Origin of the sequence: Saccharopolyspora gloriosae, from assembly GCF_014203325.1 — a bacterium.
In the GTDB taxonomy this organism is placed as follows: Bacteria; Actinomycetota; Actinomycetes; order Mycobacteriales; family Pseudonocardiaceae; genus Saccharopolyspora_C; species Saccharopolyspora_C gloriosae.
Genome location: NZ_JACHIV010000001.1, coordinates 366,412 through 379,188, shown reverse-complemented (window position 1 = coordinate 379,188; position 12,777 = coordinate 366,412). Strand labels below are relative to the sequence as shown.

Annotated in this window: 11 protein-coding genes; 5 read left to right on the top strand and 6 right to left on the bottom strand. The window is 71.0% G+C overall.

Annotated features, from left to right (window positions below; translation table 11 throughout):
- The first annotated feature begins 512 nt into the window (after positions 1 to 512).
- Both glmU and BJ969_RS01815 read left to right on the top strand, forming a co-directional pair.
- Positions 513 to 1,940: a bifunctional UDP-N-acetylglucosamine diphosphorylase/glucosamine-1-phosphate N-acetyltransferase GlmU gene (glmU, locus tag BJ969_RS01820; RefSeq protein WP_246457241.1), complete on the top strand. Its 1,428-nt coding sequence runs from the start codon at positions 513 to 515 to the stop codon at positions 1,938 to 1,940.
- A gap of 37 nt (positions 1,941 to 1,977) precedes the next feature.
- Entirely contained in the window at positions 1,978 to 2,949 is a 972-nt protein-coding gene (locus tag BJ969_RS01815) for a ribose-phosphate diphosphokinase (RefSeq protein WP_221315679.1), read from the top strand.
- Positions 2,950 to 3,252: 303 nt separating this feature from the next.
- Here BJ969_RS01815 and BJ969_RS01810 read toward each other — a convergent pair whose 3' ends face one another.
- From BJ969_RS01810 to BJ969_RS01800, 3 genes are all read right to left on the bottom strand, one after another.
- Positions 3,253 to 3,867 carry a malonic semialdehyde reductase gene (locus BJ969_RS01810; protein ID WP_184476691.1) on the bottom strand — a complete coding sequence of 205 codons (615 nt, stop codon included), beginning with the start codon at positions 3,865 to 3,867 and terminating at the stop codon, positions 3,253 to 3,255.
- Positions 3,868 to 3,952: 85 nt separating this feature from the next.
- On the bottom strand, positions 3,953 to 5,269 hold the full coding sequence (locus BJ969_RS01805; protein WP_184476689.1) for an Nramp family divalent metal transporter: 1,317 nt from the start codon (positions 5,267 to 5,269) through the stop codon (positions 3,953 to 3,955).
- 246 nt (positions 5,270 to 5,515) lie between these two features.
- Complete coding sequence (locus BJ969_RS01800) at positions 5,516 to 6,163, bottom strand: NAD(P)-dependent oxidoreductase (protein WP_184476687.1); 648 nt, start codon at positions 6,161 to 6,163, stop codon at positions 5,516 to 5,518.
- 78 nt (positions 6,164 to 6,241) lie between these two features.
- Between BJ969_RS01800 and BJ969_RS01795 the strand changes: the two genes are divergently transcribed.
- From BJ969_RS01795 to pth, 3 genes are all read left to right on the top strand, one after another.
- The gene (locus tag BJ969_RS01795; RefSeq protein ID WP_184476685.1) at positions 6,242 to 6,619 is read left to right on the top strand and encodes a winged helix-turn-helix transcriptional regulator; all 378 of its coding nucleotides are present in this window, start codon (positions 6,242 to 6,244) and stop codon (positions 6,617 to 6,619) included.
- Positions 6,620 to 6,887: 268 nt separating this feature from the next.
- A complete protein-coding gene (locus BJ969_RS01790) occupies positions 6,888 to 7,520 on the top strand; it encodes a 50S ribosomal protein L25/general stress protein Ctc (protein ID WP_184476683.1) in 633 nt (210 codons plus the stop codon).
- An 88-nt stretch (positions 7,521 to 7,608) separates the two neighbouring features.
- The gene (gene pth / locus BJ969_RS01785) at positions 7,609 to 8,184 is read left to right on the top strand and encodes an aminoacyl-tRNA hydrolase (RefSeq protein WP_184476681.1); all 576 of its coding nucleotides are present in this window, start codon (positions 7,609 to 7,611) and stop codon (positions 8,182 to 8,184) included.
- A gap of 13 nt (positions 8,185 to 8,197) precedes the next feature.
- Here the strand turns inward: pth and BJ969_RS01780 are convergent, their stop codons facing one another.
- The 3 genes from BJ969_RS01780 to BJ969_RS01770 form a co-directional block, all read right to left on the bottom strand.
- Positions 8,198 to 9,853 carry a fatty acyl-AMP ligase gene (locus BJ969_RS01780; RefSeq protein ID WP_184476679.1) on the bottom strand — a complete coding sequence of 552 codons (1,656 nt, stop codon included), beginning with the start codon at positions 9,851 to 9,853 and terminating at the stop codon, positions 8,198 to 8,200.
- Positions 9,854 to 9,959: 106 nt separating this feature from the next.
- A complete protein-coding gene (locus BJ969_RS01775; protein WP_184476677.1) occupies positions 9,960 to 11,747 on the bottom strand; it encodes an ABC-F family ATP-binding cassette domain-containing protein in 1,788 nt (595 codons plus the stop codon).
- A 37-nt stretch (positions 11,748 to 11,784) separates the two neighbouring features.
- A complete protein-coding gene (locus BJ969_RS01770; RefSeq protein WP_184484638.1) occupies positions 11,785 to 12,741 on the bottom strand; it encodes a 4-(cytidine 5'-diphospho)-2-C-methyl-D-erythritol kinase in 957 nt (318 codons plus the stop codon).
- Positions 12,742 to 12,777 lie beyond the last annotated feature (36 nt).

Genomic DNA, 12,777 nt, shown 5'->3' with positions numbered 1-12,777 from the left:
GATTCACCCGGATCGGCCTACGAGATGCTTGCGCGCGCACTCTGCGTGAGCGTCGTATCGCCGAGCCGGGGAGGCGCCGCCGGGCCGGGGAAACCGCGCCGCCGGGCTGGCGACAACCCGCCACGTTTCACGGCGCTTGATCACAAAGCCGCAGCTCGGGAAGGCTGTGGCAGCCGGAGGCCGGTGGACCGGACGGGTAGCATCGGCTTCCGCCGGACAAGCGGCAAGGGCCACCGGCGCGAGAACGGAACGCCCCGGTTACCCTTCACCCGCTTGGACGCCACCAGCAGCCGGTTCACGACGAGAATGCTCACCGTGACCGCACCGACCAGGGCGACTCCGGCGTGTCGGCGTCGAACCCGCTTGAGACCCAAGGGAGTGCGTTGATGCCTCAGGGCGAGAACGCCCGGCCCGCCCCCCGCAGCACGTCCGGCGCGGCTTCCTCCGATTCCCACTCCGCACTCGGCTCCGCGGTCAGCACGATCGTGCTCGCCGCGGGCGAGGGCACTCGGATGCGCTCGGCCACGCCGAAGGTGCTGCACCCCATCGCCGGCCGGCCGCTGGTCGAGCACGCGGTGCGGGCCGCGGCGGGCACCGGGCCGGATGATCTGGTCGTCGTGATCGGCCACGGCCGGGACGCCGTCGGCGAGCACCTCGCGCGGGTCGCCGACGACCTCGACCGCAAGGTCCACACCGTCGTGCAGGACCAGCAGCTCGGCACCGGGCACGCGGTGGCCTGCGGGCTGACCGCGCTGGCGGACCAGCGCCACGGCACCGTGCTGGTCAGCTACGGCGACGTACCGCTGCTGGACACCGCCACGCTCACCGAGCTGCTCGCCGAGCACCACGAACGCCGCAACGCCGTGACCGTGCTGTCCGCGGTGGTCGACGACCCCACCGGCTACGGACGGCTGGTCCGCGACGACGCCGGCCAGGTCACCGGCATCGTCGAGCAGAAGGACGCCACCGCGGCCCAGGCCGCCATCGGCGAGATCAACTCCGGGGTCTACGCGTTCGACGCGACCGTGCTCTCCGACGCGCTCGACCGGCTCTCCACCGACAACGCGCAGGGCGAGCTGTACCTGACCGACGTGCTCTCCATCGCCCGCTCCGACGGCCACTCCGTGGGCGCGCTGGTGTGCGCGGACACCTGGCTCGTCGAGGGCGTCAACGACCGGGTGCAGCTGGCCCGGCTCGGCGCGGAGCTCAACCGCAGGCTGGTGCTCGGCTGGATGCGCGAAGGCGTCACCGTCACCGATCCGGCGTCGGTGTGGCTGGACTGCGACGTGGCCCTGAGCCGCGACGTGACGCTGGAGCCCGGTGTGCAGCTGCGCGGCGGGACGACCGTCGGCGAAGGCTCGCTGATCGGCCCCGACACCACGCTCACCGGCTGCACCGTGCACCCCGGCGCCTCCGTCGTGCGCACGCACGGCGAAGGCGCGGAAGTGGGGCCCGGAGCCTCCGTCGGCCCGTTCGCCTACCTGCGCCCCGGCGCCCGGCTCGGCGAGAAGGGCAAGATCGGCACCTTCGTCGAGGTCAAGAACTCCGAGATCGGCACCGGCAGCAAGGTGCCGCACCTGACCTACGTCGGGGACGCCGAGATCGGTGAAGGCAGCAACATCGGCGCGGCGAGCGTCTTCGTGAACTACGACGGCGTCGCCAAGCACCGCACCGTGATCGGTTCCCACGCTCGGACGGGGGCGGACAACATGTTCGTCGCGCCCGTCGAGGTCGGGGACGGCGCTTACACCGCCGCCGGTTCGGTCATCACCCAAGATGTCCCCCCGGGCGCCATGGCGGTCGCCCGCGGGAGGCAGCGCAACATCGAAGGCTGGGTGGCTCGACGCCGCCCGGACACCGCCGCCGACCAGGCCGCTCAGCAGGCGCAGGAGCGGTCCGGATCTGACCTGACCACCAATCCGATGAGTGACACCCGATGACGGGGGTCAACGGGGAGGGACGATGACCGTGAGTGCCATGTCTGCAACCCCGAAGAAGAGCCTCAAGCTCTTCTCCGGGAGCAGCCACCCGGAACTTGCCGAGGAGGTGGCCAAGCAACTTGACGTGACGGTCACGCCCCAGGCGGCATACAAGTTCGCGAACGGCGAGATCTTCGTCCGCTACGACGAGTCGGTCCGCGGCTGCGACGCCTTCGTGATCCAGTCGCACTGCACGCCGCTCAACGACGCCATCATGGAACAGCTGATCATGGTGGACGCGCTCAAGCGCGCCAGCGCGAAGCGCATCACCGTGGTCATGCCGTTCTACGGCTACGCCCGGCAGGACAAGAAGCACAAGGGCCGCGAGCCGATCTCGGCACGGCTGATGGCGGACCTGTTCAAGACCGCGGGCGCCGACCGGATCATGACGGTGGACCTGCACACCGACCAGATCCAGGGCTTCTTCGACGGACCGGTCGACCACCTGCTCGCGCAGACGGTGCTGTCGGACTACATCCGCCAGACCTACGTCGACGAGAAGATCACCGTGGTCTCGCCGGACTCCGGCCGGGTCCGGGTCGCGGAGAAGTGGGCGGACAACCTCGGCGGGACACCGCTGGCGTTCATCCACAAGACCAGGGACCCCACGAAGCCGAACCAGGTCGTCGCGAACCGCGTCGTCGGTGACGTCGAGGGTCGGCTGTGCGTGCTGGTCGACGACATGATCGACACCGGCGGCACGATCACCAAGGCCACCGAGCAGCTGCTGGAGTCCGGCGCGAAGGACGTCATCATCGCGGCGACCCACGGCGTGCTGTCCGGCCCCGCGGTGGAGCGGCTGTCCTCCTGCGGCGCGAAGGAGGTCGTGCTGACGAACACGCTGCCGATCTCCGACGAGCACCAGTTCGACACGCTGCGCGTGCTCTCGATCGCCCCGCTGGTCGCGGAAGCGATCCACCAGGTGTTCGAGGACGGCTCCGTCACGAGCCTGTTCGACGGCCACGCCTGAGCCTGATCAGCCGCGGAAGGCCCGGTCCCCCCTCGGGGCCGGGCCTTCCGCGCGCGCGGACCGGCCCTCGCCGCTGCGCGCGGGGTCCGTGCAGAACGATCTATTGGTCGTCGTCTTGTCAGCGGCGGAGCCGCTGAGCAGTGACCAGCTTGAGCAAGAAGACCACCGGCGGGTTCTCAGCGGCTTCCTCGCGAGGACAGCGATTTCGCTGTGTAGGCAGCTACATGAGAAATCGATCCCGCAGCGAGGAAGCCGCTGAGGTTCCGCTACCCGACCTGCTGCGCAGGCCGTTCTGGGCGCGCTTCAGACGGTGGTGACGATTTCGTCGTAGTCGTGGCGGGGGAGGCGGTCGAACCAGGGGTCCTCGCCGGGCTTGCCGATGTTGACCACCACGAGCACCTTCTCCCGCCCGCCGGGGAAGAACTCGGCGTTGACGCCGGCCGCGTCGAACCCGGTCATCGGGCCGGCCACCAGGCCGGCGGCGCGCACGCCGAGGATGAAGTACGCGACCTGCAGGGTGCCGTTGAGCTTGGCGTGGTCGGCGCGGAAGCCGTCGTCACCGGCCCACATGTCCTTCGCGTTCGGCGCGTGCGGGAACATCCGCGGCAGGTTCTCGTGGAAGTCGGTGTCGGCGGCGAGCACCGCGACCAGCGGCGCGCTCTCCGTCTTGGCGCGGTTGCCTTCGGACAGGTGCGGCAGCAGGCGCTGCTTGCCCTCGTCCGACCGCACCAGCACGATCCGCAGCGGCTGCTGGTTCATCGAGGTGGGCCCCCACTTGACCAGGTCGTGGATGGCCCGCAGCTGCTCGTCGGTGACGTCTTCGGAGCTGAAGGTGTTGGCGGTGCGGGCATCCCTGAACAGCAGGTCCTGGGCTTCCGCGGAGAGCTGGAGCCCGGTGGTGGCGTCGGTCGAAGTCATGATCACTTCCTTGCTCGGGGTTTCTCCGCCCAACGTATTTGAAGCTTCCAGCATTCCGGAACCCGCTCCGGATCACATCCGCGGCTCAGAACAGCCCGATCAGCTCGTTGACCGCCACGCCGACGAACAGCACCAGGCACAACGTCAGCAACGTGTTCGACAGCCACCGGGAGCGGTGCGCGGCGGGCATCATCGAGCGCGAGTTCAGCAGCACCAGCAACGTGCCCGCCAGGAACGGCATGAACAACGCTCCGAGCACGCCGTAGACCAAGGTCAGCTGGAACGGCTTGCTGAAGATCAGCAGGAGCATCGGCGGGAACGTCAGCCACAGCAGGTAGATCCGGTACGGGGCGCTGTGCATGCCCGCCTTGTGGTCGTAGGCCGCCGCGGTCTCCACCGGCGCGTCCTTCGGCAGCCGCCAGGTCCGCCACCAGTCGGCGAACAGCAGGCTCACGCCGTTCCACACGCCGATCACCGAGCTGAACGCGACGGCGAAGAAGCCCACCAGGAACGGTATCCGGGCCCACTGGCCGTAGTCCGCGGCGAGCACGTCGCCGAGGTTGAGCAGCCCCTTGTCGCTCTCGGTGAGGTCCTGCCCGAGCAGGATCTCCGCACCGACCACCAGCATCGCCACCACGAAGATCCCGGTGGTGACGTAGCCGACCGCGTTGTCCATCCGCATGATCGGCAGCCACTTCGGCGTCCGCCAGCCCTTGGCGAAGGTCCAGTAGCCGTAGGCGGCCATCGTGATGGTGCCGCCGACGCCGCCCATCAGGCCGAGCACGTAAGCCACCGAACCGTCCGGCAGCGTCGGGACCAGGCCCTCCCCCAGCGCGGGCAGGTTCGGCCCGACCAGGATCGCGGTGCCGACGACGGTCACGAACATGACCCCCACCAGCACGGTCATGATCTTCTCCAGCACGGCGTAGCGGCCGAACCAGACCAGCGCGATCCCCAGCAGCCCGCACACGACGGCCCAGCCGCCGACCGGCAGCACCGGGAACAGCGCGTTCAGCGGCAGCGCCGAGGCCGACATCGCGGTGGCGCCGTAGACGAAGCCCCAGATCACGATGTAGACGCCGAAGTAGGTGGTGGCCCACCGGCCGAGGGAACGCCAGCCGGAGAGCATGGTGCGCTCGCCGCCGAGGTGCCAGCGCCCGACCGCTTCGCCGAGCGCCAGCTTGAAGAGCGTGCCGACCAAGATCGCCCAGAACAGCGTGTAGCCGTAGCGGGCTCCGGCCACCATGGTCGCGACCAAGTCGCCCGCGCCGACGCCGGTGGCGGCGGCCATGATGCCCGGACCGACCTGCTTGAACCGGGCCCAGCCGGTGGCCGGTTCGACCTCCGGGGGGCCGGCGGCGGTGCTCTCGGAGCCGGGATCAGAGCTCGTATCAGCGGACATGCGCGTCAAACTATCGCCGAGTCGGGCGGCGGTCATCCGCAAGCGACCAAACCGTGACGGTGGCTTGTGCTTTCCCCGGTTCTGTGGAGTCCGGCGAGGCTGATCACTTTCCGCCGACGGCGCGCGGATCGCTCACTGCCGCGAGTGACACCGGTCCGGTGGAACCATGCCTGAGCGCGATCAACATGGCCGGACCGGCGCCCCTCGGCGGCGGTGCTCCTCCGCCTCCCCCGGAGCGGAGTCGGATCAGTACGCGACCGTGAACCGGGTGCGGCGGTGCGCGGGCCGGTCCAGCTCGTCGACGAAGGCGAGCGCGTAGTCGTCCCCGCCGATCGTCGAGCGCCCGTCGGCGTCCGACAGCAGCACGTCCCCGCCGACCCGGTAGCCGCCGGTGCGCTCACCCGGCGCGTAGGAGCCGAACACCGCGGGCGGGCTCACGTAGAACCAGTCCACCTCCTGCGGGGCCTCGCGCAGCGCGTCCAGCACCTCCGCGTGCGAGCTCGCCTCCGGCTTGAACTCCTCCGGGAACTCCGGGGTGTCGATCACCCGCGGCCCGCCCTCGGCCACCCGGAGGCTGCCCGCCCCGCCGACGACGCCGAGCCGGAAGCCGTTCTTGCGCGCGGCGTCGAACAGCGCGGGCACCGCGTCGAGCAGCTTCTTGCCGCCCTCCAGCGGGCGCCCCGGCGTCGCGATCAGCACCGCGTCCGCGTCGCGCGTCACGTCGACCACGAAGTCCGCGTCGTGCATCGAACCCGCGCGCGCCGTGAGGCCGCGGCGCTCCGCGAGGCCGCTCACGTCGCGGGCGACCCCGACGACCTCGTGGCCGCGCGACAGGGCCTCCGCCAAGATCCGGCCACCCGCGTAACCCGTGGCACCGAACAGAACGATCCGCATGAAAACCTCCTCGATCCAGAACCTGACCTCGACGGTAACCATTGGTAATCAGTGACTTCAACGTGCTATAAGTACCTCGTGGTTACCGACCTGGTCCCGAACGTGTACGACCCCGCCTGCCCCACCCGCGCGGTGCTCGACCGCGTCGGCGACCGGTGGACGTCGCTGGTCGTGCTGCACCTGGCGTCCGGTCCGATGCGCTTCACCCGGCTGCGCGCGGCCATCGGCGGCGTCGCGCCGAAGGTGCTCACCCAGACCCTGCGCGCGATGGAGCGCGACGGCCTGCTCAGCCGCACCGTGCACGCGGAAGTGCCGCCGCGGGTGGACTACGAGCTCACCGAACTCGGCCATTCGCTGCGCACCCCGATCCAGGCCATCACCGACTGGGCCGAGGCGCACATGGCCGAAGTGGTCGCCTCGCGCGCCGACTACGACGCGGCCCGCGACGAGCGCTGACCGCCGCAGGGCCACCCCGGGCAACGCACGCCAGGAAAGCAGGCTCTAAACTGTTCGGGTTGCCTCGGCGAGGCCGGGTTCCTTCCACCCGGCGTGATCGACGCGGCGGCTCGGTGTTCGCCCTCGTGGACGCGAAGGACGCCGCCGGTGCCGTTCGCACCAGGTGCCGCCCCATTCCGGTACGCGCCGCCCACGCCAGTGGCACACCCGCCGCCGCAGGCCGCCGACCAGTTTCATTTCCGCCCGACGTCACGAGGAGTGCACCACCGTGTCCGAGGTACGTATTTCCGTCGAACCGCGCACCGAGTTCGGTAAAGGCGCCGCCCGCCGCACCCGCCGCGCCGGCAAGATCCCCGCGGTGCTCTACGGTCACGGCTCCGACCCCAAGCACCTGTCGCTGCCCGCGATCGAGTTCGCCCGCGCCGTCCGCGACAACGGGCAGAACGCGGTGCTGACCCTCGAGGTCGCCGGCTCCGCCAACGAGCTGGCGCTGACCAAGACCGTCACCGCGCACCCGATCAAGAACTACATCGAGCACGTGGACCTGCTGCTGGTCAAGCGCGGCGAGAAGGTCACCGTCAACGTGCCGCTCGTGCTGGTCGGCGACGCCGCCTCCGGCACCCTGGTCACCCAGACCCTCAACGAGCTCGAGGTCGAGGCCGAGGCGCTGCACATCCCCGAGCAGTTCGAGGTGTCGGTCGACGGCGCCGAGGACGGCACCCAGATCCACGCCTCCGACGTGAAGCTGCCCAACGGGGTCACGCTGTCCGCCGACGCCGAGGTGCTGGTGGCCCACATCAGCGACGCCCCGAGCGCCGAGGACATGGAGTCCGAGATCGACGCCGAGGGTGCGGGCGTCGTCGAGGACGAGTCCGAGGGCACGACCGACTCGGAGTCCTGAGCCCACGACGTCGGGCCGGTGGCCGGGGTGCGGCATCGCCGCACCCCGGCTCCACCTGTCGTGACCCCCGTTCCGAGGATGCAGCCTGGTGACCACTCCTGAAGCGCCCACCTTGATCGTCGGCCTCGGCAACCCCGGCCCGCGCTACGAGGGCAACCGGCACAACGTGGGCTTCCTCGTCGCCGACGAGCTCGCGGCCCGCATCGGCGGCAAGTTCAAGGCGCACAAGGCCGGCTCCGACGTCGTCGAAGGCCGGTTGGGCGCTCGCCGGGTGGTGCTGGCCAAGCCCCGGTCGTTCATGAACCTCTCCGGCGGTCCCGTCGCGGGGACGTCGAAGTTCTACAAGGTCGCGCCCGAATCGCTGATCGTGGTGCACGACGAGCTGGACCTGCCCTACGGCACCGTCCGGTTGAAGCGCGGCGGTGGCGAGAACGGGCACAACGGGCTGCGGTCCATCACCAAGTCCCTGGGCACCAAGGAATACCTGCGGGTGCGGTTCGGCGTGGACCGGCCGCCCGGCCGGATGGATCCGGCCGACTACGTGCTCAAGGACTTCTCCGGCTCGGAGCGCAAGGACCTCGGGTACTTCGTGGACCTCTGCGCCGACGCCGTCGAAGCGCTCGCGGCCGACGGCCTGGAGCCCGCGCAGAACCGGTTCCACTGACCCCTTCCGGCGCCTAGTCCGGTACCAGAGCCGCGGTGGCCGCTCGTTTGAGCTTGCCGGACGGGGTCTTCGGGAGATCTCCCGGCGCCACGACGACCACCGCCGCAGGACGCGCCCCCACGGCGCGAGCGACCTGCGAGGCCACGGCGGCGCGCAGCGCCTTCTCGTCGTCGAGGGTGCCCGCGGTCTTCGATTCGAGGACGACCGCGAACCGCTCCCGGCGACTGCCGGCGTCGAGCCGGACGGCCGCCGCGTTGCCCGCGCGGACCCCGTCGACCTCACCGGCCGCGCGTTCGATGTCCACCGGGTAGATGTTGCGCCCGCCCATGATGATCACGTCTTTGCGCCTGCCGCAGATGACGACCTCGCCGTCGATGAGGTAGCCGTCGTCGCCGGTGTCGAGCCAGCCCTCCGCGTCCTGGGCCGCCACCGGCCCGTCCGCCGTGAGGTAGCCCGGGGTGACGGCCGCGCCGCGGATCCGCAGCCTGCCGACCTGCCGCTCCCCCAGCTCGGTGCCCGCGTCGTCGACGACCTGGATCTCCATCCCCGGCAGTGCCCTGCCGAGCAGCGCGAACGACCGGGTGCCGCCTTCCTCGCCGTCGTCGGCGGGGTCGGCGAGGCGGCGGCGTTCCAGCGCGTCGGCGGAGACGGTGTCGACCCGCACCGGCCGGTTCAACGCGGCGAACGACACCGCCAGCGTCGCCTCCGCCATGCCGTAGGCGCACACCATCGCCGTCTCCGCGAGCCCGAAGCGGGCCCCGGCCTCGGTGAAGGCCCGCACGGCGCCGGTGTCGACGGGTTCCGCCCCGTTGAGCGCGAACCGCAGCCCCGACAGGTCGAACGCGCCGTCCTCGGCATGAGCCATCCGGCGCGCCGTGACGGCGTAGGCGAAGTTCGGGGCGGCGGTCACGGTGCCGCCGTACTTGCTGATCAGCTTCGGCCACAGCAGCGGCGCGGTGAGGAAGTCCGTCGGCGTCACCTGCACCGCTTCCATCCCGATCGTCATCGGCACGACGAGGGTGCCGACGAGGCCCATGTCGTGGAACAGCGGCAGCCAGGACACGGCGACGTCGTGCACCGGGTCGAGCCGGGCGGAGGTGACCATCGCCGCCGTGTTCGCGTGCAGGTTGCCGTGGGTGATCCGCACGGCCTTCGGGTCGGCGGTGGAACCACTGGTCAGCTGCAGCAGCGCCGCCGCGTCCTCAGCGGTGGGCACCGGCCGATCCAGCGCCTCCGGGTGCGCGGCGAGCTCCGCGAGTTCGCGGTACCGGATGCCGTGGGCGCGCAGCAGGTCGGCGAGCGGTTCGAACGGCGAGCCCAGCAGCACCAGCTCGGCGTCGACCACGCCCAGCACCCGCACCGCGTCCTGCGCCCAGCGGGCGAGGTCGGTGCGCGGGGTCGGCTGGTGCAGCATGGTCACGCTGTTCCCGGCCAGCCAGCCGCCTTGCACGGCGGGGGCGATCAGCCCCGGGTCGGCGGCGAGCACCGCGACGGCGGCACCGGGCCGGACCGAGTCGCGCAGCGCCGCGGCGATGCGCCGGGCCTCGTCGTGCACCTGGGCCCAGGTGCGGCGTCGCCCCTGCCGGGGTTCGCCCGTGACCAGACCCCGGCCTCCTTCCCCGCCGCAGTCGAGCGCCGAGGCCACGATCCCGTCCACGAACCGACTCATGTGACGCACATTACGTCCGTCGCGGGACCATCGGAACCGTCTCAGCGCCTAATCGGGCGCGGGAACCGGCGCACCGCGCTTGCCCCGAACGCCCGGAGCCGCGGGATCAATCCAGCTGATCGGCCAGTTCGAGCCAGCGCGCTTCCACGTCGTCCTTCTCCTGCTGGAGGGTCCGGAGATCCGCGTTGAGGCTCTGCAAGCGGCTCGGCTCGGTGGCCGCCTCCGCGAGCTCGACGTGCAGCTTCTCCTCGCGCTGGCCGAGCTTGTCGAGCTGGCGCTCCAGCTTCGCGAGGTCCTTGCGCGCGGCCCGGTCCTCCGCTCCGGAGAGCTTGTTCGGCTTGGCCGCCACGACGTCCTCGGCCTGCTTGCCGACGGCGCCGTCGTCGGCCGACAGCAGCGAGCTGCGCCGCCGCAGGTACTCCTCGATGCCGCCGACGAGGTCGCTGAGCTTGCCGTCGCCGAACAGCGCGACGACCTTGTCGCACACCCGCTCCACCAGGTAGCGGTCGTGCGACACGACCACCAGCGTGCCCGGCCAGCCGTCGAGCAGGTCTTCGAGCTGCTGCAGCGTGTCGATGTCGAGGTCGTTGGTGGGCTCGTCGAGCACCAGCACGTTCGGCTCGCCCATCAGCAGCCGCGCCAGTTGCAGCCGGCGGCGCTCCCCGCCGGAGAGGTCGCCGACCGGCGTCCACTGGCGGCCCTTGCCGAAGCCGAACCGCTCGCCGAGCTGGGAGGCGGTGAGCTCGTACTTGCCGAGCTGCACGCGCTCCGCCACGTCCTCGATGGCTTCGAGCACGCGCCAATCCCCGGGCAGGTCGTGCAGTTCCTGCGTGAGGTGGGCGAGCCGCACCGTGGTGCCTTCGCGGCGGGTGCCGCCGTCCGGTTCGCGCTCACCGGCTAACAGCCGCAGCAGAGTCGTCTTCCCGGAGCCGTTGACCCCGACGACGCCGATCCGGTCGCCGGGCCCGATCTGCCAGGTCAGACCCTCCAGCAACGTCCGGTCCGCGATCCGCAGGTCCACGTCTTCGAGGTCGATCACGGTCTTGCCGAGCCGGCGCTTGGCGAAGCTCACGAGTTCCACCGTGTCCCGCGCGGGCGGGACGTCGGCGATCAGCGCCTCGGCCGCTTCGACCCGGTAGCGCGGTTTGGACGTGCGCGCCTTCGCCCCGCGCTGCAACCAGGCGAGTTCCTTGCGCGCCAGGTTCTGGCGCTTGTCCTCGGCCTGCTGGGCGAGCCGGTTGCGCTCGGCCCGCGCGAAGATCCAGTCCGCGTAGCCGCCTTCGTACTGCTCGACCTTGCCCCCGGTGACCTCCCAGGTGCGGTTGCAGACGGTGTCCAGGAACCAGCGGTCGTGCGTGACGATCACCAACGCGCAGCGCCGGGACAGCAGGTGGTCGGCGAGCCAGCGCACCCCTTCGACGTCGAGGTGGTTCGTCGGTTCGTCCAGCACCAGCACGTCGAGGTCGCGCACCAGGGCCGCGGCCAGCGCGACGCGGCGGCGTTCCCCGCCGGAGAAGTTCGCGACGGGCGTGTCGAGCCCGAGCCGCGTCATGCCGAGCCCGGTGAGCACCGATCGCACTCGTGCGTCGGCCGCCCACTCGTGCTCGGCGGTGAATCCGTGCGGATCGAGCACCGCGTTGCGCACGGTCGATTCGGGCGGCAGCTCCGTGCGCTGGGTGACCACGGCCATCCGGGTGTCGCGGGAGTGGCTGACCCGCCCGGAGTCGGGGGCCTCCGCCCCGGAGAGGACTTCCAGCAGCGTCGTCTTGCCGCCGCCGTTGAGGCCGACGACCCCGATGCGTTCGCCTTCGTTGATGCCGAGCGAGACGCCGTCCAGCAGCGGTCGCACTCCGTAGCTCTTGCTCACCGATTCGAGATTGATCAGGTTCGCCATCGGGGGTGTTGATCTCCAGAGGAACGTGAGGGGTGGTTCAGGCGTGGACCTGGGGCGGGGTCGGCCGGTCCGCGCGCTCATCGCTGACGATCCGGGCGCCGGGCACCGGGCCCTGCGCGACCCGCACGGTGCGGCAGACGCCCGCACCGGAGAGCTCGGCGGCCACCCGGACCGCGGCGTCGTTGTCGGTGCACAGGAACGCGCACGTCGGCCCGGAACCGGACACGATCCCGGCCAGGGCACCCGCTTCGACACCCGCGCGCAGCGTGCGGCGCAGGTTCGGCCGAAGCGACACGGCCGCGGACTGGAGGTCGTTGCCCAGCAGCAGCGCCAGCTGCCGCGGATCACCGGAAGCCAGCGCCTCCAGGAGGGGCTCGACCTCACCGACGCCGTGCGGCCCGGTGTCCCCGCGCAGCCGGTCGAGTTCGCCGTAGACACCGGGCGTTTCGAGGCCGCGCCGGTCCAGCGCGATCACCCAGTGGAAGGTGTGCCGGGCCAGCACCGGCACCAGCCGCTCACCGCGCCCGGTTCCCAACGCGGTGCCGCCCTGCAAGGAGAACGGCACATCGCTACCGATCTTGGCGGCGATGTCGCTGAGCTCGTCGCGCCCGATTTCGAGGCGCCACAAGGTGTTCAGCGCCAGCAGCGCGGCCGCGGCGTCGGCGCTGCCGCCTGCCATGCCGCCCGCCACGGGAATGCCCTTGCGGATCGAGAGCCGCACACCGGGTTCCTCCGGGTCGCGCCCGGAATGTTCGGCGAGCAGGCGGACAGCGGTCCACGCGAGGTTGCTGGGCCCGGTCGGCACCGAATCGGCGCCTTCGCCGTGCACCTCGATGCCGGGTTCGTCGGCGGTCTGCACCGTCACTTCATCGGTGAGCGACAACGCCTGGAAGACGGTGACCAGCTCGTGGTAGCCGTCCGGGCGAGCATCGCCGACCGACAGATGCAGGTTCACCTTGGCCGGGACACGCACGGTGATGGGGGTGGGTACCACGGAGAGCACTCCTAGAGCGTACGTGTCCGCAACAGC